The organism is Erythrobacter donghaensis, assembly GCF_002155425.1.
GTDB lineage: Bacteria > Pseudomonadota > Alphaproteobacteria > Sphingomonadales > Sphingomonadaceae > Erythrobacter > Erythrobacter donghaensis.
Window position 1 is genome coordinate 123,569 of record NZ_MUYG01000006.1, and the last position, 21,553, is coordinate 145,121.

The 21,553-nt window shown below is 67.0% G+C and carries 14 protein-coding genes; 10 read left to right on the forward strand and 4 right to left on the reverse strand.

Annotated elements, in window-relative coordinates; genetic code table 11:
* The first annotated feature begins 108 nt into the window (after positions 1-108).
* Positions 109-891, forward strand: coding sequence for an ATP-binding cassette domain-containing protein (locus BZF59_RS01975; RefSeq protein WP_086606560.1), 783 nt, complete (start codon positions 109-111; stop codon positions 889-891).
* Positions 891-2,432 carry an ABC transporter permease/substrate-binding protein gene (locus BZF59_RS01980; RefSeq protein ID WP_086606561.1) on the forward strand — a complete coding sequence of 514 codons (1,542 nt, stop codon included), beginning with the start codon at positions 891-893 and terminating at the stop codon, positions 2,430-2,432. The genes BZF59_RS01975 and BZF59_RS01980 overlap by 1 nt, the downstream gene beginning before the upstream one ends.
* Positions 2,433-2,644: 212 nt before the next feature.
* On the opposite strand, the gene BZF59_RS16505 is transcribed toward BZF59_RS01980, so the two are convergent.
* Positions 2,645-4,927: an SAM-dependent methyltransferase gene (locus tag BZF59_RS16505; RefSeq protein WP_342744103.1), complete on the reverse strand. Its 2,283-nt coding sequence runs from the start codon at positions 4,925-4,927 to the stop codon at positions 2,645-2,647.
* Positions 4,831-5,712, reverse strand: a complete 882-nt coding sequence (lgt, locus tag BZF59_RS01990) for a prolipoprotein diacylglyceryl transferase (RefSeq protein WP_211277336.1) — start codon at positions 5,710-5,712, stop codon at positions 4,831-4,833. Before lgt ends, BZF59_RS16505 begins: the two co-directional genes overlap by 97 nt.
* Before the next feature lie 198 nt (positions 5,713-5,910).
* Between lgt and BZF59_RS01995 the strand changes: the two genes are divergently transcribed.
* The 3 genes from BZF59_RS01995 (at position 5,911) to BZF59_RS02005 (ending at position 13,254) form a co-directional block, all read left to right on the forward strand.
* Entirely contained in the window at positions 5,911-7,626 is a 1,716-nt protein-coding gene (locus BZF59_RS01995; protein ID WP_086606745.1) for a class I adenylate-forming enzyme family protein, read from the forward strand.
* Positions 7,627-7,633: 7 nt separating this feature from the next.
* The gene (locus tag BZF59_RS02000) at positions 7,634-10,393 is read left to right on the forward strand and encodes a [protein-PII] uridylyltransferase (RefSeq protein ID WP_086606562.1); all 2,760 of its coding nucleotides are present in this window, start codon (positions 7,634-7,636) and stop codon (positions 10,391-10,393) included.
* Between the two features lie 107 nt (positions 10,394-10,500).
* Positions 10,501-13,254, forward strand: coding sequence for a TonB-dependent receptor (locus BZF59_RS02005; protein ID WP_086606563.1), 2,754 nt, complete (start codon positions 10,501-10,503; stop codon positions 13,252-13,254).
* A 58-nt stretch (positions 13,255-13,312) separates the two neighbouring features.
* On the opposite strand, the gene BZF59_RS02010 is transcribed toward BZF59_RS02005, so the two are convergent.
* Both BZF59_RS02010 and BZF59_RS02015 read right to left on the reverse strand, forming a co-directional pair.
* Positions 13,313-13,783, reverse strand: a complete 471-nt coding sequence (locus tag BZF59_RS02010; protein ID WP_143738063.1) for a hypothetical protein — start codon at positions 13,781-13,783, stop codon at positions 13,313-13,315.
* Between the two features lie 8 nt (positions 13,784-13,791).
* Positions 13,792-14,466 carry a YggS family pyridoxal phosphate-dependent enzyme gene (locus tag BZF59_RS02015; protein ID WP_086606565.1) on the reverse strand — a complete coding sequence of 225 codons (675 nt, stop codon included), beginning with the start codon at positions 14,464-14,466 and terminating at the stop codon, positions 13,792-13,794.
* Here BZF59_RS02015 and BZF59_RS02020 point away from each other — a divergent pair.
* From BZF59_RS02020 to BZF59_RS02040, 5 genes are all read left to right on the forward strand, one after another.
* A complete protein-coding gene (locus tag BZF59_RS02020; protein ID WP_086606566.1) occupies positions 14,465-15,025 on the forward strand; it encodes a thiamine phosphate synthase in 561 nt (186 codons plus the stop codon). The two genes, BZF59_RS02015 and BZF59_RS02020, sit on opposite strands and share 2 nt — an antisense overlap.
* A 77-nt stretch (positions 15,026-15,102) precedes the next feature.
* Entirely contained in the window at positions 15,103-17,514 is a 2,412-nt protein-coding gene (locus BZF59_RS02025; protein WP_086606567.1) for an FtsK/SpoIIIE family DNA translocase, read from the forward strand.
* Positions 17,511-17,936, forward strand: coding sequence for a hypothetical protein (locus tag BZF59_RS02030; protein ID WP_086606568.1), 426 nt, complete (start codon positions 17,511-17,513; stop codon positions 17,934-17,936). The genes BZF59_RS02025 and BZF59_RS02030 overlap by 4 nt, the downstream gene beginning before the upstream one ends.
* A gap of 159 nt (positions 17,937-18,095) precedes the next feature.
* Positions 18,096-20,468: a TonB-dependent receptor gene (locus BZF59_RS02035; RefSeq protein WP_086606569.1), complete on the forward strand. Its 2,373-nt coding sequence runs from the start codon at positions 18,096-18,098 to the stop codon at positions 20,466-20,468.
* A gap of 170 nt (positions 20,469-20,638) precedes the next feature.
* On the forward strand, positions 20,639-21,553 hold the full coding sequence (locus tag BZF59_RS02040; RefSeq protein ID WP_086606570.1) for a hypothetical protein: 915 nt from the start codon (positions 20,639-20,641) through the stop codon (positions 21,551-21,553).

Consider the following 21,553-nt stretch of genomic DNA (forward strand, 5'->3'; position numbering starts at 1 on the left):
TTCCTCGCCGGGTAATGATTGTTCTGGCGATCCGCATAGCAAGCTGCGGGGCAAAGGCCAATCGCTGCGGCTGGCGCTGGGCTGTCGATCCCGCTAGTCCTAGCCGTGATGACCAGCCCCGCACCCCTGCTCCGCTTCGACGGGGTGATCTGCCGCTTCGGCGAGGTCACGGCGGTCGGAGGTGTCACCTGCGACATAGCGCCGGGCTGCTTTGCCGCGCTGGTGGGCGCTTCAGGCTCGGGCAAGTCGACACTGCTGAAGACCGTCAACACGCTGGTGCAGCCCACGACAGGCCGGGTGTTGTTCGCGGGCGAGGACGTGAGCGATCTCAAGCCCGCTCGCCTGCGCCGCCGGGTCGGCTATGTGTTTCAGGGCATCGGCCTGTTCCCGCATTTCTCGGTGGCCGAGAACATCGCCATTGGCCCGCGCCTCACCGGCGAAACACTGCCGCCGGAGCGGATTGCCGAACTGCTCGATCTGGTCGAACTCGATGCGGCCATGGGCACGCGGATGCCCGACGAACTCAGCGGCGGGCAGCGCCAAAGGGTCGGCGTGGCGCGCGCGCTTGCGGGGGAGCCGGAGCTGCTGATCATGGACGAACCCTTCGGCGCGCTCGATCCGATCACCCGCGACGCGCTGGGCCGCAAGGTGCGCGAGTTGCATGAACGGCTCGGCCTCACCACGGTGATGGTAACGCACGACATGGCCGAGGCGCTGCTGCTCGCCGACCGCGTGCTGGTGATGGATCGCGGCCAGCTGGTCGCCGACGAGACCCCGCGCGCGCTGCTCGCCGGGGCAGGCGGCGATGTCGCACAGGGCCTCGTCGCCGTGCCCCGCCAGCAGGCCGAGCGGCTGGCGGCGCTGGAAGTCTCTGGGGAAGCGTCGCGCTGATGGGCGATATCTGGGACATCCTCCCCGGCCTCGGCGACAAGCTGGCGGCACACGTGGTGCTCTCGGCCAGCGCGATCGGGCTCGCCATGCTGATCGCCCTGCCGATGGCGGTGTGGGCGAGCCGGTCGAAAACTGTGTCGCGCGTCGCGCTGAGCCTTGCGAGCCTCGTCCAGACGATTCCCGCGCTGGCGCTGCTGGCGCTGTTCTTCCCGCTGCTGCTGTCCTTGCGAAGCGTCTTCGGCGAAGGCCTGCCGACGCTGGGCTTCCTGCCTGCGCTGATGGCGCTGACGCTCTATGCGCTGCTGCCGATCCTCAGGAACGCGGTGACAGCGCAGGCAAATCTCGACCCCGAGATACTCGAGGCCGCCGATGGCGTGGGCATGACCAAGTGGCAGAAACTGGTGCTGGTCGAAGCGCCGCTGTCGGCTCCTTTCATCATGGCCGGCATCCGCACCGCGAGCGTCTGGACGATCGGCGCGGCGACGCTCGCGACCACCATCGGCCAACCGAGCCTTGGCGATCCGATCTTCGCCGGGCTGCAAACGCAAAACTGGGCGCTGGTGCTGGCCGGGTGCCTGGCGAGCGCGGGGCTGGCGCTGGCGGCGGATAACCTCCTCTGGGTGATCGAGGTCGGCCTCGCGCGCCGCAAACGCTGGATGACCTTCGGCGGGATCGCCGTGGTGGCGCTGGGCATCCTCGCCGCACTGTGGGCGCAGGGCGCGGGGAGCAGCGAGGAGCGGCGCATCGTGATCGCCTCCAAGCAGTTCTCCGAGCAATATATCCTCGCTCAGCTGATCGGCGCGCGGCTGGAGGCGGCGGGCTATGCGGTCGAATATCGCGACGGGCTGGGCAGCGCGGTGGTGCATTCAGCGGTGGCCTCGTCGAGCATCGACATCTCGGTCGATTACACCGGCACGATCTGGACGAATTACCTCAATCGCTCCGACAATCCGGGGCGCGAGGCGATGTACGAGACGATCCGCGAGTGGGAATGGCGCGAAAACGGCGTAAAAGTGCTGGGCCGCCTCGGGTTCGAGAACGCCTATGCCTTCGCCATGCGCGAGGACCGCGCGCGCGAACTGGGCGTCGCCAGCCTCACCGATCTCGCCGCCGTCGCACCGCGGCTGACCGTTGGCGGCGACCCGGAATTCTTCGAGCGGCCCGAGTGGATCGCGGTCAAGGACGCCTATAGCCTCAACTTCGCGCGCAACCGCAACTTCGCGCCGACCTTCATGTACAACGCGCTGCAATCGGGCGAGGCCGACGTGATCAGCGCCTATACCTCGGACGGCCGGATCGCCGCAGACCGGCTGGTGGTGCTCGCCGACCCCAAGGGCGCGCTCCCGAGCTATGACGCGATGCTGATGCTGTCCCCCCGGATCGCCGCAGACGAAGGCGTAATCGCCGCGCTCGAACCGCTGATCGGGGCGATCAGCGTCGAGGCGATGCGCGAGGCGAACCTGGCGGTCGACCGCGAGGATGCGCAGAAGATGACCCCCAAGGGAGCGGCGGCGGGGCTGGCGGACAAGGCCGGGCTGTAGCGATAAAGGATGCGAGTGCCTCCCCGTCCTGAAGGGATGGAGAGGGACGGATCGGCCACCATCAGACTACCTTCTTCCCAACCTGCGTCTGGCAGAAAGGGCCGACGCAGCCCTTCACCTCGAGCGCATTCGCGCCCTTGCGGCGGATGACCGACCGGTAGCTCTTGCCGCTCTCGGGAAGGCTTTCGCACGCCGCGGCGCGCCGGTCACAATCAGTCGAACCCGGCACCGAACGGCCAGCGCCGTCCGCATAGGCCCAGCACCTTGAACAGCCGGCCCATCTCGCTCTCCTTGACCAAGCGATCGCGCTGCCGGTTGAACTTTTCGCGTTCGTAAGGCGCGCGGCGGATGAGCATTTCCATACGGGTGTCGATCCCCATCTGGATCAGCCATTCGCCCTGATATTGCAGCCCCATCACATCCGCGCCGTGCTGCTGCGCGACAAGCTGAAGCAGCTCGAAATCGACGTGGGCGGTGAGGTCGGCATCGCCGGGATGGGCGAAGACATCGACCTTCTTGTGGCTCTTCAAGGCCTGCAAGGTCGATCCTGAGCGCAATTCCTCATGCCCGTAGTCGATGATCAGCGCCGCGCCGCCCTGATCCTTCAACCGGCGCGATATCTCGGCCATCACCGCGACCGCCGCCGGGCTGGTCTCGATCAGCGTGCCTTGCGAAGCCGTGACCCAGCTGGGCGGGACGATGTGATCCATCCGCTCCTTGCCAGTGACAAAGATGAAAGCATTATCCTCCAGCCCCACCATTCGCGGATACCACCCATCGACCGAGCGGATCAGGTGCTGCACCGGCAGAGCGTCGAAAAACTCGTTGGCGATGATCAGCAGCGGCGCATCGTCGGGCAGGGTCGAGATGTCGTGGTGGTGGATGCAATCGGGGAAGGCCTCGCGCTGGATCTTGCGCAAGGTCGCGGAGGTTTCGACGAAATGGATCTGCGGCTTCAACCCCTGCTTCGCCGCTGCGCTTAATGCATCCTTGGCGAGCGTCCCGCGCCCCGGGCCAAGTTCGACATAGTGGATGTATTTGCGCTTGGTCATCTTCGACCACAGATCGGCAAACCACACCCCGATCAGCTCGCCGAACACCTGCGTGATCTCGGGCGCGGTGATGAAATCGCCCTGTTCGCCCAGGGGATCGCGGCTGGCGTAATAGCGCGCGTTGCTTTCGCCCATATATTGCGAGAGCGGGATCGGGCCGGTCTCGCGGATCAGGCGGCGAAGCACCTTGGGCACATCGACCTGCGCGCGGGCGAGCACTTCGGCCTCAAGCCGCGCCTGTTCGGCGGCAGCAGCTTCCTCGGCCTCGCGCTTGGCCTGTTCCTCGGCGGCGATGCGGGCGGCTTCTTCCTCGGCGGCTTTGCGGGCGGCCTCTTCGGCGGCGAGCCGCGCGGCTTCCTCGGCAGCCAGCCTCGCAGCCACTTCGGCTTCGCGGCGGGCCTTGGCTTCCGCTTCTTTCCTGGCCTTGGCTTCGGCTTCCTTGCGCGCCTTTTCCTCGGCGGCTTTGCGCGCCTTTTCTTCGGCTGCGGCCTTGGCCTCGGCTTCGCGCCGGGCCTTCTCCTCGGCGGCCTTACGGGCCTTCTCTTCGGCTTCGGCGCGCGCCTTGGCTTCGGCCTCGGCCTTGGCGCGAGCCTTGGCTTCGACGCGGGCGCGGGCTTCGGCTTCCTTCTTGAGCCGGGCTTCCTCGGCGGCCTTGGCGCGGGCCTCTTCCTCGGCCCGCTTGCGCGCTTCGGCGATGCGGCGCGCTTCTTCCTCGGCACGGGCGCGCTCGGCGGCTTCGGCGGCCTCGGCTTCGCGGCGGGCGCGTTCTTCCGCCTCGGCACGGGCCTTGGCTTCGGCTTCGGCGCGGGCCTTGGCTTCCTTGCGCAGCCGCGCTTCCTCGGCTGCCTTGGCGCGTGCTTCGGCTTCGGCGCGCTGACGGGCCTCGGCCTCGGCGAGCTTGCGGGCGCGTGCCTCGGCGGCGGCCTTTTCGCGGGCTTCGCGTTCGGCCTTGGCGCGCGCTTCGGCCTCCGCCTTTTCGCGGGCGCGGGCTTCCTTCAGTGCGCGCGAGCGTTCTTCCGCCTCGGCCTTGGAGCGGGCCAGCGCTTCGGCCTTTTCGCGCAGCGCCGCTTCGGCACGCTGGCGGGCCTCGGCCTTGGCCTGTTCGCGCGCCGCCCCCTCAGCCTCGGCGCGCTGGGTGGCGAGGGCCGCCTGTTCGGCCTTGACCCGCTCGGCCTCTCGCGCCGCAGCTTCGGCCTCGGCGCGCTGCCGGGCGAGAGCCGCCTGTTCGGCCTTGGCGCGCTCAGCCTGACGCGCACGCGCTTCGGCCTTGCCGCGCGCGGCAGGCTCCGGCGCGTCGTCGGGATCGATCAGCCTGAGCGCGGGGCGCCACACGCCCGGCGCATCGTTCAGGCCGGTGCTGTCGTACCCGCCCCCAGCGGCTGCTTCCGCAGCGCGAAGAGCACGACAATCAATCCAGTCAGGATCAGCGGTATAGTCAGCCATTGCCCCATCGATAGCCCGGTCCGGGCCGCAAAGTCAGCCAGTTGTTGATCCGGCTCACGGAAAAATTCGTTGACGAAACGCGCCACGCCCATGCCGGTGGTGAACACGCCTGCCAAAAGGCCCGGGCGATAGCGCGCGCGGGTGAACCAGAACAGGCATAGCATGATCACCAGCATCGCCAGCCCTTCCAGCCCCGCCTGATACAACTGGCTGGGATGGCGCGGCAGGCTGGTGGGGTCGTTCGGGAAGATCATTGCCCAAGGCACGTCGGTAACGCGGCCCCACAGCTCGCCATTGACGAAATTCGCCAGCCGCCCGAGCAGCATCCCCATCGGCACGCCGACGCTGACATAGTCAACCACGCGGATGAAGTTCAGCTTATCGCGCCACGCCACATAAGCCATCGCCAGCGTCACGCCCGCCAGACCGCCATGGAAGCTCATCCCCCCGTCCCACAGGCGCAGCAGTTTCCAGCTGACGAAGCCATCGCCCGAAAAATCGGTCCACAGGCTCTGGTCGTAGAACATCGCATAGCCCAGCCGCCCGCCGAGGATCACGCCCAGCGTGCAGTAGAAGAAGAGGTCGTCTGCATGGCGCTGCGCCATCGGCGCGCCGGGCTGCTTGAGCATCTTGGAGGTGTGCCAATAGGCGAAGATCACCCCCAGCAGGTAGGCCAGCGAGTAATAGCGCAGCGTGAAGAAGCCGAGGTCGATCCCCGGCTTGAGCCCCAGGTCGGTCCAGTAGATCGGATCGGCGGCGCCGCTTGCGGCAAGTAGTGACAGCACGAAGCGAACCTCTTAATGACCATGATATGCCGTATCGGCGCGCCCGAAACGGCCCCGGCTGCGCTGGCGCTTCTGGCACAGCATCCGGGGCAGGGGAAGGGGCACGGGATCGCCGCGGCGCAAATGGGACAGGCCATCCGGCACGGGGGACATCCCCGGCCGGAGGGCCGCGACAACAAGAGAGAGGAACACACCCGCATGCCCACCCAGCTGGACAATGCGCTCGAAGCGATCATCACCGGCCTGACCACTGACGGCCAGCCCTTCGCGCTCGCGCCCTTTACCCGTGACGGGATCACCATGCCGGCCTTCGCCGCCGCGCCCCCGACGCTGGCCCATTACTTCGCGCATTTCTGCAACCAGAACAAGGACGTGCCTTTCCTCGTCGATGGCGACGTGCGTCTGACCTTTGGCGAGGCCTATGCCGCCGCGACCTGCGTGGCCGAAGGTCTGGCCAAGACCCACGGCGTCGCCAAGGGCGACCGCGTCGGCATCGCCGCGCGCAATTCGGCCAACTGGATGATCGCCTATATGGGCATCCTGATGGCGGGCGGCTGTGCCACGCTGCTCAACGGGTTCTCGTCGGGCGACGAACTGGCCTACGGGCTCGATCTGGCCGAATGCAAGGTGCTGCTGGCCGATGATGGCCGCGCCGCCCGTCTGGAAGGGCACAACCACCCCGCCAAGGTGGTGCTCTTCACCCACGGCAATCCACCCGCCGAAGGCCTCGCCGCCACCTGGGCCGAGCCCGAAGGCACCAGCGTAGCGATGGCGATGCTGGGCGAGCTGGGCCCGGACGATATCGCCACGATCCTCTACACCTCGGGCTCGACCGGCAAGTCCAAGGGCGCGTGGTCGGATCACCGGGGCGTGATCCACGGGGTGATGAACTATGTCGCCCAGTCGGCGATGGCCAAGGTCCATGTCGAAAGCCAGGAAGGCCCGATCACCACCCAGCCCTGCGCGCTGGTCGCGGTGCCGCTGTTCCACGTGACGGGCGAAGTGCCGCTGTTCCTCCAGAGCTTCGCCATCGCGCGCAAGCTCGTCCTCATGCCCAAGTGGGACGCAGGCCTCGCGATCCGGCTGATGGCGGAGGAGAAAGTCTCCTACTTCGTCGGCGTGCCGCTGATGAGCTACGAAATCGCCAACCACCCCGACCGCGAGAAATACGACCTGTCGGCCTGCAAGAGCTTCGCCGCGGGCGGCGCGCCGCGTCCGGTCGAGCACGTCACCCGCATCAAGGAAGCCTTCCCCGGCAGCTTCCCGCTGCTCGGCTATGGCCTCACAGAAACCAACGCGGTCGGCTGCGGCAATTTCAATGAAAACTACCTTGCCAAGCCCGGCTCCACGGGCCGCCCGTCCAAGCCGATGGTCGATCTGGCGATCCTCGACGATGCCGGAAACCCCCTGCCGCAAGGTCAGGTGGGCGAGGTCTGCATCCGCTCGGTCGCCAATTTCCGCGGCTACTGGAAGAACCCCGAAGCCACCGAGGCGGCCTTCACCAAGGATGGCTATTTCCGCACCGGCGACCTCGGCTACCTCGATGCGGATGACTACCTGTTCATCGTCGACCGCAAGAAGGATATCATCATCCGCGGCGGCGAGAATATCTCCTGCATCGAGGTGGAGGACGCGATCTATGCGCATGACGATATCGGCGAATGCTCGGTCTTCGGCCTCACCGACGAACGCTTCGGCGAGGTGCCCGCGGCGGTCTATGCGATGAAAGAAGGCCACGCCCACGTGACCCCGGCCGAGCTGCGCGCATTTCTGCTGGAACGGATCGCGCCGTTCAAGGTGCCGCTGGAACAGCACATCTGGTTCACCGAAGAGGCCCTCCCCCGCCTCGGAACGCAGAAGATCGACAAGCGCAGCGTCAAGGCCCGTTACTCCGCCGAGGCCATCGCCGCGTGAGCCCAGCATGAGCCCCCGCCGCATCCCCGGCCAGCGCGCGATCATCGATCGGCGCGCGCTGGCCGAGGAAATCGCCGCACTGCACGCCAGCGAGGGCGAGCGAGCGCGCGCGGCCATCGTCGCCGCGTTGCGCAACGCGCTCGATCAGGGGCGGGCCGAGCTCGCCCGGCGGCTGGAGGAGGCTCCGTCCGCCGGGCACGAGGTCACTGCGGGCTTCAGCTTCCTGATGGATCAGCTGCTGCGGGTGATCCACGATCACGTCACCACGCACCTCTACCCCGTCCCCAACCGCACGCAGGCAGAGCGGCTCGCGATCCTTGCGGTGGGCGGCTATGGCCGCGCCGAGATGGCGCCGCATTCGGATGTCGATATCGCCTTCATCACCCCCTACAAGCGCGCGCCGTGGTGCGAGCAGGTGATCGAGACGATGCTCTATCTGCTATGGGATCTCGGCCTGAAGGTCGGCCATTCGAGCCGCACCGTGCCCGACACGATGCGCATGGCCAAGGAAGACCTCACCATCCGCACCGCCCTGCTCGAAAGCCGGCTGGTGTGGGGCGAAGCGGCCTTGTTTGACGAGCTCCGCAGCCGGTTCTGGAACGAGGTCGCGCGCGGCAGCGAACGGCAGTTCCTGACATTGAAGCTGGCCGAGCGCGATGCGCGGCACAAGCGCATGGGCGACAGCCGCTATGTGGTCGAACCCAATGTCAAAGAGGGCAAGGGGGCCTTGCGCGATCTCCAGACGCTCTACTGGATCGGCAAATATGTCCACCGCGTCCAGAACGCCGCCGAGCTGGTCGATGTCGGGCTGCTCACCGCAAGCGAATATCGCAGCTTCCGCCGCGCCGAGGGATTCCTGCTGGCGGTGCGCTGCCACATGCACCTCCTCACCGACCGGGCCGAGGACCGGCTGACCTTCGACCTCCAGCGGCAGGTGGCCGAGCGGATGCAATTCGCCGACCGCCCCGGCAAGAGCGCGGTCGAGCGGTTCATGCAGTATTACTTCCTTCAGGTGAAACGGGTGGGCAGCCTGACCGGCGTGTTCCTTGCCCACCTCGACGAGGAATTCGCCAAGAAGCGACCGCGCACCGGCTTTTTCGCCGGGTGGACGCAGCGCCCCCGGATATTCAAGGGCTATACCGTCGAAGGCGGACGGCTGCGCGCGCCTGGGGACGACTGGTTCCGCGACGATCCGGTGCGGCTGATCGAAGTGTTCCAGCTGGCCGAGGCCGAGGGGCTGGAAGTCCACCCCGAAACCATGCGTCAGGCCGGGCGCGATGCCAAGCTGATCGACCTGAAGGTGCGCCGCGACAAGCGCGCCAATGCGCTGTTTCTCGATCTGCTGTCGGGCCGCAAGGACCCCGAAACCGCTCTGCGCTGGATGAACGAGACCGGGGTGTTCGGGCGCTTCGTGCCCGACTTCGGCCGGGTCAACGCGCAGATGCAGTTCGACATGTATCACCACTACACGGTCGACGAACACACCATCCGCGCCATCGGACTATTGAGCCAGATCGAGCGCGGGCTGCTGACCGCCGATCACCCGCGCGCCACCCGCGAATTTCCCAAGCTGGCCTCGCGCCGTGCGCTTTATGTTGCGGTGCTGCTCCACGATATCGCCAAAGGGCGCGGCGGCGACCACTCCGTGCTGGGCGCGGATGTCGCGCACCGGCTGTGCCCGCGCTTCGGACTGGACGAGAAGGAGACCGATCTCGTCGCCTGGCTGGTGCTCCACCACCTGTTGATGAGCCGCACCGCGCAGAAGCGCGACCTCACCGACCCCAAGACGATCGAGGATTTCGTCGCCGAGGTGCAAAGCCTCGAGCGGCTGCGCAACCTCGCGATCCTGACTGCGGTGGATATCCGCGCGGTCGGGCCGGGGACGTGGAACAGCTGGAAGGCGCAGCTTCTGGGCGAGCTTTACGACGCCGCGCAGGAGCGGCTGCGGCTCGGCCACAAGGGCAACGGGCGCAAGCAGCGGGTGACGGCGAAGAAGGATGCCGTCGCGCGGCTGCTGGGGGATCAGGATCATCTGGTCGACAGCTTCGGCGCGCTGCTGGGCGATGCCTACTGGATCGCCGAGCCCGAGGACATCATTGCCAGCAACCTCGTGCAATATGACGCCGCGCAGGCGGTGGGTGATGCGCTGTCGATCCATTGCGAGGTCGACGAGACGCGTGGCGCGACGCGGGTGAGCGTGATCGCGCTCGACCATCCGGGGCTGTTCTACCGCATGGCGGGCGGTATTCACTTGGCCGGCGCGAACATCATCGACGCGCGCATCCACACCGCGCGCAGCGGCTATGCGGTCGACAACTTTCTGGTGCAGGACCAGAACGGCCAGCCGTTCCGCGAGCCCGCACAGATGGCGCGGATCGACAAGGGCATCCGCGACGCGCTGCTCGCCAAGGTCGAACTGGTGCCCAAGCTCGCCGCGCGCCCGCTGGCGCATTCGCGGGCCAAGGCCTTCGACGTCGCCCCGCGGGTCGGCTTCGACAATGATGCCTCGAACCATTTCACCGTGATCGAGGTGACCGCGCGCGACCGTGCGGCGCTGCTCAACCGGCTGGCGCACGCGCTCTACAAGGCCAACCTGATCGTCCATTCGGCGCACATCACCGCCTATGGCGAGGCGGCGGCGGACACCTTCTACGTGACCGATCTCACCGCCGCCAAGATCAAGGCCCCCGACAGGCTCGCCGAGATCGAGGCTGCGCTGCTCGCCGCCGCGAGCGACCAGCGCCAGAGCCAGCTCGAACGCGCCTAAAAGCCACACGGCAGACCAAATCATGAAGGTTTGCAGAAACCCCGCTTGCAGTGCGCCGCAAGTCAGCTAGTCAATGCACAAAACAACCAAACAGGGAGAGAGACGGGATGAAATCCTATACTTCGCTTCGCGCGATGGCGCTGCTCGGTGCGGGCATGGCACTGGTGCCGACCGCCGCTTGGGCACAGGACGCCGACACCACCGAGGATGATCAGGCCCAGGCCGAAAACGTCATCATCGTCACCGCACAGGGCCGCTCGCAGGCGCTCGCCGACGTGCCGGTCGCGATCTCGGCGATCAATGCCGAAACGCTGCTGAACAGCGGCGCGAACGACATCCGCGCGCTCAACCAGGTCGCACCGTCGCTGCTGGTCTCCTCGACCGGCTCGGAAGCCAACGGCTCGGCGCGTATCCGCGGCATCGGCACGGTCGGCGACAACCCCGGCCTCGAAAGCTCGGTGCCGGTGTTCATCGACGGCGTCTATCGTTCGCGTTCGGGCATCGGCCTCAACGAACTGGGCGAAATCGACCGGATCGAAGTGCAGCGCGGCCCGCAAGGCACGCTCGGTGGGCGCAATTCCTCGGCCGGTCTCATCAGCATCTTTTCGAAGAAGCCCGAATTCACCTTCGGTGGAACCGGCGAAGTCACCTACGGCAACTACGATTTCGTGCGGATCGGCGGCAGCGTCACCGGCCCGATCAGCGACACGTTAGCCGCGCGGGTCGACGGCATCCTCGTCAAGCGCGACGGGTTCTATTTCGATCCCGCCAACAACACCGACGTCAATGATCGCGACCGCTATTTCGTGCGCGGACAGCTGCTGTTCGAGCCGACTCCGGATATCTCGGTCCGCCTGATCGGGGACTACACCTTCCGTGAGGAAAAGTGCTGCGCGGCGACCTATGTCGACAACAGCGTCAACCCCTTCATCGGTTCGCTGAACAACCCCTCCACCCCGCTGACTCCGCTGTCGCCCAACGGCAACAACATCATCAACGTGTTGCGCGATCTTGGCCAGGATCTCGGCGCCTTCAACCAGGGCTATGGCCGGGCCATCTCGGTCACACCGGGTCGCAGCTTTGCCGGTCAGACCAAGGATTACGGCGTTTCGGGCCAGATCGACTGGGATTTCGGCAATGTCAGGCTGACCTCGATCACCGCCTACCGCGAATATCGCTCGGGTCAGGCGTCGGATACCGATTACGGCACGGTCGACATTCTCTATCGCGGTGAAAGCGACGAGGCCTACCGCCAGTTCCACACCTTCACGCAGGAAGTGCGCCTGCAGGGCGAAGCCTTCGACGGAACGCTCGACTGGCTGGTCGGCGGCTTCTTCGCCAACGAAAAGCTGACCGTGCGCGACAATCTGCGCTTCGGCAGCCAGTATGGCCGCTTCGCCAATTGCCGCATCGTCTCGGGCGGCGGTCTGGCGGGGCTCTATTCGCCGACCAACCCGCTCTGCGTCCTGCCCGGCGTCGGCCCGGCGACGCTGGCGGGTGCGACCGGCGCATCCGGCCCCGACATCGTTGCCGCCTTCACGGCGCTCGACGGGCTCAACGATCGCGGCTCGACGATCGACAATTACTTCCAGGACGGCACCAACTGGGCGCTGTTCACGCACAACATCGTGAACATCACCGATCGCCTCGCCCTGACCCTCGGCCTGCGTTACACCAACGACAAGAAGGACTTCTCGGCCACCTTCGGCAACGACAACACCGTCTGCACCACGGTGCAGGGGCTGGTGCTTGACGATCTGTCCAGCACCAACGCCACCGCCCGCGCGCTGGCCGGAGCGCTGATCGGCCTGTCCTGTCAGGGCAACTCGACCGCCGAACTCAACGGCGTGTCGATCCGCGACAACCGCAAGGAAGACGAATGGACCGGCACGGCGATCCTCTCCTTCAAGGCGACCGACGACCTGCTGCTCTATGCGAGCTTCGCGCGCGGTTACAAGGCGGGCGGCTTCAACCTTGACCGTTCGGCGCTGAAGGCCCCGATCCAGCCCTTCGCAGCCACCACAGGCGGTGCGCAGGCGCTGGTGAGCAGGCTCCAGTTCGATCCCGAGCTGGTCGACAGCTACGAAATCGGCGCCAAGTACGCGACCGGCCCCTTCAGCCTGAGCCTTGCCGCATTCCGTTCGGATTTCAGCAACTTCCAGCTGAACACCTTCAACGGGACGGTGTTCCTGGTGCAGAATATCAACGGCTGTAACGGCGATCTCGTGGGCGGCCCGGACTCCGACACCGACACCAGCGGGGCGACCGGTTCCTGCGCGGCGGGCGATGTCGGTTACGGCGTGCGCACGCAGGGTCTGGAACTCGAAGCGCAGATGAACCCGGCGGCCGATCTCAACATCGCCGCGGGCCTCACCTACGCCAAGACCGACTACCGCGGCGATCTCGTCGGCAATGCGGCGGGCGCCCCGCTCGATCCGGCGCTGCGCAAGCTGCCCGGTGACAACCTGTCGAACGCGCCCGAATGGGTCGCCACCGGCAGCTTCACCTGGACGCCCCCGATCGGCGACAGCGGCCTTTCGGCACTGTTCTACATGGATGGCCGCCTGACCTCGGACTTCAACACCGGCTCCGACCTCTTCCCGCAGAAGGAACAGGATGGTTTCGCGCTGTTCAACGCCCGCGTTGGCATCCGTGGTCCGGAGCAGAAGTGGTCGATCGAGTTCTGGGGCCAGAACATCTTCGACAAGGACTACGCCCAGGTCGCCTTCAACTCGCCCTTCCAGGCGGGCACAACCTCGGCACCTTTCGTCGATCCCCAGTATCCGGGTGGCCGTCAGATCTTCTCGCAGTTCCTCGCCGAACCGCGCACCTACGGGATCACCGGACGGTTCAACTTCTGAGCCGCGGCAGTATCGCTGAAACGAAGGGGCGCTCCGGCAACGGGGCGCCCTTTTTCGTTCAGTCTTCGTCGGTCGCCAGCAACAGCGCGATGGCCTCATCGTCGAAGGCGACAAAGGCCCATTCGAAGGTGGCATCGGTGATCGGGTTCCAGCCGAAATACATCCGGTTGGTGACGATCTGGCATGAGCGGGCATCGAAGCAGGCGAGGAACTGCGCGCCCATCGCCAAGGCATCGGCCTCGCCCAGCCAAGGCTCGCGCGAATAGACCATGTTGCGGCTGAAGGCTTCGACCAGCGCCGCGAGCGCCGAGCGCGGCGCATCCGGCGCGCCCTCGGCATCCAGCAACTCCCAGTTTCCGCCGATCGGCTTGTAGCCAAGGCCGGTCACGAAAGCGTCGGCGCGGGCGGTGTGAAGCGCGGCGGTGTCGCCGACCGGATGCGTTACGATGCGGACCGCAGCCGAATCGGCGCTCAGCCGGTCGCTCCAGCGGGCGATGAAGGCATCGAGCCGGGCAAGCGTGCCCGTCATCGCGGCGGTCAACCCCGCGCGCCGAACAGCGCCGTGCCCACCCGGACATGGGTCGCGCCGAGCATCACTGCAGTCTCGTAATCGCCGCTCATGCCCATGCTGAGGCCGGCCTCGCCCCCGGACAAACCAACGTCCGCTGCGAGCTTCGCCAGCAGCGCGAAAAACGGCGCGGCCTCGGTCTCGGCGGGCGGAATGCACATCAGCCCGGCAAGCGGGATGTCGGCGGCGCGCACCTGTTCGAGAAAGGCGGGCAGTTCCGCAATCGGGCAGCCGCCCTTCTGCGCCTCGTCGCCGATATTGACCTGCACGAAGCACGGCACGCGCCGCCCGGCCTTGTCCATCGCCTTGGCGAGCGCGGTCAGCAGGCTGGGGCGGTCGAGCGAGTGGATATAGTCGAACAGCGCGACCGCTTCTTCCGCCTTGTTCGATTGCAGCTGACCGATCAGGTGCAATTCGATGTCGGGATGGGCCTCGCGCAACGCTGGCCACTTGCCCTGCGCCTCCTGCACCCGGTTCTCGCCGAACACGCGCTGGCCGGCGTCGATCAGCGGCTGAATCGCGGGCGCCTCGTGCGTCTTGCTGACCGCGATCAGGGTCACGTCCTCGGGGCTGCGCCGCGCGGGCTTGCAAACGCGGGCGATATTGGCGCGGATCTCGGCGAGGCGGGTGGCTGCATTTGTCATGGCCGCGCTCTATAGCGGCTGGGTGACGCGCGCAAAGACCCTCCCCGCCCTGTGGCTGATCTCCGACGCGCGCAATGATGCCGGGCTGGAACGCGCGCTGGCGCGGCTGCCGCGCGGGTCGGGGCTGATTTACCGGCATTATCATCTCGAGGGGCCAGAGCGGCTCGCGCGGTTCCGGGCGCTGCGGCGGGTCGCGCGCCGACACGGCCATGTGGTGATCCTCGCCGATTCGGCCCTGACCGCGCGCGAATGGGGGGCGGACGGGATCTATGGCGCGCCGCGCAGCCTGTGGCCGCGCAGACACGGCCTGCTGCATCTCGCCACGGCGCATGACATGGGCGAGCTGGGGTTGGCGGCAAGGCTCGGCGCGGATGCGGCGCTGCTGTCGCCGGTGTTCGCGACCCGCTCGCACCCCGGAGGCGCGACGCTCGGCCCGGTGCGCTTCCAGCTGCTGGCGCGGCAGGCCGGACTGCCGGTCATCGCACTCGGCGGAATGACCCGCCACAGCGCCCGCGCGCTCGGCTGGCCCCGCTGGGCGGCAATCGACGGGTTGAGCTAGCGCCAACGCCTCGTCGCTCTTTCCTTGACCGGAGTCCGCGCAGGATTCATAATTTGTTCCGCACAGGAGACACCCCCATGGCCAGCCGCGCGGTCGCACCCGTCAAACCCAATCGCCAGACCGACGCCGAATGGCGCGCGGGCCTGCGCCGCTCGCTCCGCCGTATCGCGCAGATGACCGGCGCGGGGCTGCTGCTGGGCGCGGCGGTGTTCCTTGCGCTCGCGCTGGCGAGCTACACCCAGACCGACCCCAGCCCCTCCACCGCGGCCGACCCGTCGCAGGTCGCCAACTGGATGGGCGCGCGCGGGGCTTGGGTGGCGGACCGGGTGCTGCTGATCTTCGGCCTGCCCGGCGTGCTGCTGCTGCCGCTGCTCTATGTCAGCGCGCGCAAGCTGTGGCGCGATGTCGAGAATGGCGACGCGCCAGAGACCACCGCCTGGTGGATGCCGACCGCGCTGCTGCTGATCGCGATGACGCTGATCGCTATCGTGCTCAGCCTCGCCTTCGAAGGGCCGGGCGGAACGCTGCCCGCACAGGCCGGGGGGCTCGCGGGTCTGCTTGGCGCGGGCGCGGTGCAGGCGGTCGCGGCACGCTTTGGCGAGGCGGCAGAGGGGTGGGTGATCCTCGGCCTCGCGCTGACCGCCCTCGCGGTCGGCGTCGGCCTGCTCACCCGCATCTTCGCGATCGACTGGCGCGTTTTGATGAGCCTGCCCGAATTTCTCGGCGGCGGCTCGCTTGCCGGGCTGCTGCGCCGCCTGCCGCTGCCGGGCCGGAGCAATACGCCCGCGCTGGCCTTTGCCGGGGATGAGGAGGACGAGGACATCGCCCCCGCCCGCCCGCGCCGCACCGCGAAGAGCGATACAGCCGCACCGCCTGCCGATGATCGCCCGCGCCGTGCGCCCGAAATCTCCGATCCCTCGGCCCCGCCCAAGCGCGCCGCCAGCGGCAAGACCGCGCAGCGCGATATGTTCGCGCCCTTTAACCTGCCGAGCCTAGACCTGCTGGCCGAACCGCCGGTCGACAAAGCGCCCAAGCTCGACAAGCTGGCGCTGGAACGCAACGCCCGCCTGCTCGAAAACGTGCTCGACGATTTCAACGTGAAGGGCGAGATTACCGCCGTGCGCACCGGCCCGGTGGTGACCATGTACGAGCTTGAGCCTGCGCCGGGCATCAAGGCCAGCCGCGTGGTGGGCCTTGCGGAAGACATCGCCCGCAACATGAGCGCGATTTCCGCGCGCGTCTCGCCAATCCCCGGCCGCACCGTGATGGGGATCGAACTGCCCAATCAGGACCGGCAGATGGTGGCGCTGAAGGAACTCGCCGCCTGCGCCGATTTTGCCGACGCCAAGGGCAGCCTGCCGATCATCCTCGGCAAGGATATCGCGGGTGAGCCGATCATCGCCGATCTGGCCGCCATGCCGCACTTGCTGGTGGCGGGGACGACAGGCTCGGGTAAATCCGTGGGCCTCAACGTCATCCTGCTGAGCCTACTCTACCGCTTCACCCCCAGCGAACTGCGCCTGATCCTGATCGATCCCAAGGTGCTCGAGCTCAAGACCTATGACGACATCCCTCACCTGCTCTCGCCGGTGGTGACTGAGCCCGCCAAGTCGGTGCGCGCGCTGAAATGGGCGGTCGAGGAGATGGAGCGCCGCTACCGGATGATGAGCGCGATTTCCTCGCGCAACATCCACTCCTTCAACGAGAAGGTCAGCGCCGCGATCGCCAAGGGCAAGCCCTTGGGCCGCCGGGTGCAGACCGGCTTCGACCCCGAAACCGGCGAGCAATTGTTCGAGGAGGAACAGCTCGATTACCAGCCGCTGCCGCAGATCGTGCTGATCGTCGACGAGCTTGCCGACCTGATGGTGACGGTGGGCAAGGAAATCGAAGTGCTGATCCAGCGCCTCTCGCAAAAGAGCCGCGCGGCGGGCATCCACCTGATCATGGCGACGCAGCGCCCCTCGGTCGATGTCATCACCGGGGTGATCAAGGCCAACCTGCCGACCCGCATCAGCTTCAAGGTGACGAGCCGGATCGACAGCCGCACGATCCTCGGCGAACAGGGGGCCGAGCAGCTGCTGGGCCGGGGCGACATGCTCTACAAGCCCAACACCGGGGCGATGGTGCGCGTCCACGGGCCGTTCGTCTCGGACGAAGAGGTCGAGGCGGTAGCCGATCACTGGCGCGCGCAGGGCTCGCCCGAATATGTCGATGCCGTCACCGAGGAGCCCGAGGAAGGCTTCGGCTTCGGTTTTGAGGACGACCTCACCGCCTCGGACAATCCCGAAGAGCGCAAGTACCGCCAGGCCTGCCAGATCGTGTTCGAGAACCAGAAGGCGTCCGGCAGCTGGCTCCAGCGCCAGATGGGCGTGGGCTACAACACCGCCGCCAAGTGGATCGAGCGGATGGAGGAAGACGGCTTCGTCGGCCCCGCCAACCACGTCGGCCGCCGCGAGATCTATCGCGACAAGGACGGTAATCCGTTGTGACCCGCGCGCGGCACGGCTGCGGTCTTGCTCTTGCCGCGCTGGGCCTGTTGACGGCATGCTGGCAGGATTATCCCGCGCTGCGGCACCAGGCCCAGCCGGATCGCCACGTGTTCACCCTGGTCGAGAATGATCGCCCGGTAACCCGCTGCCTCACCACCCTCACCGTCAACACCATCAGCCCGCGCTATTTCGCGGATCGGGGCAAAAGCGGCCTCGCCATGACCGATTACGTCACGCAAGGGCCCGTGACCGTCTTCGACCGGCCGCGCTGCCTCCGCAGCATCGCCTTTGTCCGGCAGGGCGATGCCTTTCTGTTTGACGGGATCGCCCTGCCACCGGGGCCGGAGGGCGGCTTTCTGGTCGCGGTCAGCCTGAAGGAAGGCGGCTTTGCCCATAGCGACGCGATAGCGCTCTCCCGCTGAAGCGCCCGCTTCCTGCTGCCAGCCGCGGCAAGCGGTGCAATTCGGCAACGTCCCGGAACTGTAAACGGGCTGTCATGCGTGTTTCATCCTGACGTCGTTTGTCCGTCACCAATCGGTGCCACGGGCAAGGCCTCTCTCACGCAACAGGGATGCCAGAACATGAACCGCACCGCTTTCGCCCGGGTCTCGCCCATCGCGCTTGCCGCCGCCCTCGCCGCCGCGCCCCACGCCGCCTTCGCGCAGGATGCCGAAACGCCCGCCGCCGACGACCCGGCGAGCGGCAATGAGATCATCGTCACCACCCAGAAGATCGAACAGCGCGCATTGGACGTGCCGATCACCATCAGCGCTGTCAGCGGCGAGCGGATCCGCGAACTGGGCGTCTCGGACCTCGACGAGCTGTCCTACTACACCCCCGGCCTGCTTATTCAGGAGCAGAGCGCCAACAACCCCGGCGTGGTGATCCGCGGGATCACTTCGGACAGCGGCTCGGCGCAGGAAGGCCCGCGCGTCACGCTCTATTACAACGGCGTCGACATCTCGCGCTCGCGCGGCTCCTATCAGGCGATCTACGATCTCGAACGTGTCGAGGTGATCAAGGGCCCGCAGGCGACCCTGTTCGGCACGGCATCCGCCGTGGGGGCGATCAGCCTCGTCTCGGCCAAGCCGCGCGCCGGGTTCGAAGGCGAAGTGCGCGGCAGCTACGGCAATTTCGACCAGACCATGCTCGGCGGCTACATCAACCTCGGCAATGATGTGATCGCGGGCCGCATCGCGGGCGAATGGCGGCGGCGCGATGGCTATGTCACCAACCTCAGCCCCAATCAGGAGGAGGAGCTCTACGCGCAGGACCAGCTCGGCCTGCGCGCCTCGCTGCGGGTCACCCCCAACCCCGATGTGACGATCGACCTCGTCGGCACTTACGACCAGCAGCGGAACGGCGGCACGCCCTTCATCTCGGCGCGCTTCCCCGCCTCGGCCGCATCGCCGGGCGGGCCGGGCAACGCCTTTGTCGACGCCAATCTCGGCGGCAATCCGGCAGGCGCGGCAGCGCTCGGCGACGATCAGCTGGGGCTGAACCGCGAGGTCTATGACATCAACTTCACCGCCGACATTCGCCTTGCCGACGACGTCAGCTTCACCACCGTCAACGGCTATCGCGAATTCGACAGCCGCGAAGTGTTCGACGCCGACGGCACCGCCGCGCCCTTCCTCGAGTTCGCCGAGATCGCCGATGGCTGGCAGATCAGCCACGAAGGCCGCTTCACCTATTCGGGCGCGCGGCTACGGGCGAGTGCGGGGTGGAACATCTTCATCGAGGATGGCCGTCAGAACGTGCCCTTCGCCTCGGAAGAAGGCCTGTTCCTGCAGTGCCTTACCACCCTGTTCGGCGTGCCCGTGGCGGGCCGCCCGTTCGGCGCCACGCCCTGTGTCGCGGCGGATGGCACTTCGCCTGCGACCGGGATCACCAACGTGCCCTATAGCTCGGTGTTCGAGAATCAGGGCCGCAACGAGGCCTATTCGGCCTTTGCCGATGTCACCGTGATCCCGTTCGACGCGCTGGAACTGACTGCGGGCATCCGCTTCCTCAATGAATCGCGCCGCTCGAGCTATTTTGCCGATGTGCCGGTGCCAGTGCTGCCCAATGCCACCCCCGGTGCGCCGTTGACGCCCTCGCTGATCCCCGGCCAGATCGACACCGGCGGGCGCACCTTCAGCGCGCAGGCGAGTTTCGATGCATGGCTGCCGCGCTTCAACGCGCTCTACCGGGTGAGCGACGACGTGAACCTCTACGCCACCATCTCCAAGGGCCGCCGCTCGCCGGTGGTGCAGGTCAACGCCCGGCGACTGCCGACCGGCGAAGTGGTGCCGAACCGCAACGATATCGCGGCAGAGATCGTCTGGAACTACGAAGGCGGGGTGAAGGTCTCGGCCGGGCCGGTGTCGGCTGCGCTTGGGGTCTATTATCAGGTCTATGACAACTTTCAGGTCTCGGTGCCGGTGATCGTCAACGGCAACCCCACCGGCGCCTTCGAGACACGCAGCGCGGGCGGGGCGAGCAACCTCGGGGTCGAGGGCGAGATTGCGGTGGACGTGACCGACTGGCTCAACGTCTTCGGCAATTTCGGCTTCATCGACGGCGGGATCGACGATGATCCGGCCAACGGCACCTTCGCCGGCTCGCGCTTCCGCCTGCAGCCCGAATGGCAGGCCTCGGGCGGCTTCACCGTGGATCGCGATGTCGGCAACGGCGCGCGCTTCTTCGCGACGCCCAGCATCACCCATCGCAGCACGATCTTCTTCCAGGTGCCCAACACCGCGCTGATCAGCCAGGGCCCGGTGACGCTGGTCAACGCCCGCGCCGGGGTGAGCTTTGCCGATGAGCGTTATGAAATCGCGGGCTTCATCCGCAATGCCTTCAACGAGGACTTCCTGCTTGATGCAGGCAACACCGGCGGGGCCTTCACCATCCCCACCTTCATCCCCGGCGAACCGCGCTTCTACGGGGTGGAAGTGACCGCCCGCTTCTGACGCTCAACCGAAAAAAACGGCGGCGGGGCACCTTCGTGGGTGCTCCGCCGCCTTGCTTTTCAGACACATGCAAAAAGGCCTCAAAGTGCAGGTCATGGTTTAAGGACAGGGTTAGGAATTTCTAAACGCAACACCCCGTAAGCCCGCGATGATAACGGGGGAATGTTGTGATGAAATCCCAGGCACGATGGAGGCGGTGGCTGCTGCCCCTTGTCGCATGGTTTGCTGCCGCGCCGCTTGCCGCCGCCGACGAGAGCGGGTGGCGGCTGGAGCCCGATGCGCGGATCGAAATCCAGACCGTCAGCGCCCAGACCACCACCCGCGACGAGGAACTGGTGATCGACGGCGAGGCCGTGTCGCTGCGCGGTCAGGTGGGCCTCGCGCTCACCAGCAAGCGCACCCGGCTGCGGGTCGAGGCCGACCGGATCGAGGTGTTCCGGCTGGGCGAGGGCCGCCGCGACATCTCGCGCGACCGGCTGACCGCGACGGTGCAGCAGGACGTGACCCGCACGCTCGAAGTGCAGTTGCAGGCGCGCCGCTATGATGATCTGGTGACGGTTGAATCCGCCGACACCGACGAATGGCAAGGCTCCGCACGTGTGACCTTCGAGCCGACCCGCGAGGACCGCTTCCGGCTTCAGGGCACATGGCGCGACCGGCAATATGACAATGGCGCCGGGCCCGCGACCACCGGGGACGGCGCGCGTGTCGATGCGCAATATCGCCGCCGCTTCGGGCCCTATCACTACCTGACCTTCGATCTGCGCAGCGAAAGCATCACCTCGGACGATCCAGCGCGCGGTTACGAGCGCGATTCCGCCGGGGTCGCTTACACGCGGCCCGTGGCGAAGGACCTGCGGGTGCGGCCCGCGCTTGAGGTGATCAAGACCCGCTTCGATGGCCGCATCGCCGATGACGGCAGCCTGCGCCGCGACCGGCAGGTGGTGCCCGAAGTCGAAGTGCTGTGGTGGCCCGGCAAGTGGCGCATCGAGGCCGAGGCGAAATATGTGTTCTTCGCCAGCAACGAGAGCCTTCGCGAGCGCGAGGGTTATCGTCTGACTCTGTCGGTCGGCTACGCCTTCTGA

Coding starts and splice junctions, on each gene's coding strand:
- BZF59_RS02020 (WP_086606566.1), top strand. CDS start 14,465: ATGGCCGCGCTCTATAGCGGCTGGGTGACGCGCGCAAAGACCCTCCCC.
- BZF59_RS01975 (WP_086606560.1), top strand. CDS start 109: ATGACCAGCCCCGCACCCCTGCTCCGCTTCGACGGGGTGATCTGCCGC.
- BZF59_RS02040 (WP_086606570.1), top strand. CDS start 20,639: ATGAAATCCCAGGCACGATGGAGGCGGTGGCTGCTGCCCCTTGTCGCA.
- BZF59_RS02035 (WP_086606569.1), top strand. CDS start 18,096: ATGAACCGCACCGCTTTCGCCCGGGTCTCGCCCATCGCGCTTGCCGCC.
- BZF59_RS02010 (WP_143738063.1), bottom strand. CDS start 13,783: ATGACGGGCACGCTTGCCCGGCTCGATGCCTTCATCGCCCGCTGGAGC.
- BZF59_RS02025 (WP_086606567.1), top strand. CDS start 15,103: ATGGCCAGCCGCGCGGTCGCACCCGTCAAACCCAATCGCCAGACCGAC.
- BZF59_RS01995 (WP_086606745.1), top strand. CDS start 5,911: ATGCCCACCCAGCTGGACAATGCGCTCGAAGCGATCATCACCGGCCTG.
- BZF59_RS16505 (WP_342744103.1), bottom strand. CDS start 4,927: ATGGCTGACTATACCGCTGATCCTGACTGGATTGATTGTCGTGCTCTT.
- BZF59_RS01980 (WP_086606561.1), top strand. CDS start 891: ATGGGCGATATCTGGGACATCCTCCCCGGCCTCGGCGACAAGCTGGCG.
- BZF59_RS02000 (WP_086606562.1), top strand. CDS start 7,634: ATGAGCCCCCGCCGCATCCCCGGCCAGCGCGCGATCATCGATCGGCGC.
- BZF59_RS02015 (WP_086606565.1), bottom strand. CDS start 14,466: ATGACAAATGCAGCCACCCGCCTCGCCGAGATCCGCGCCAATATCGCC.
- BZF59_RS02005 (WP_086606563.1), top strand. CDS start 10,501: ATGAAATCCTATACTTCGCTTCGCGCGATGGCGCTGCTCGGTGCGGGC.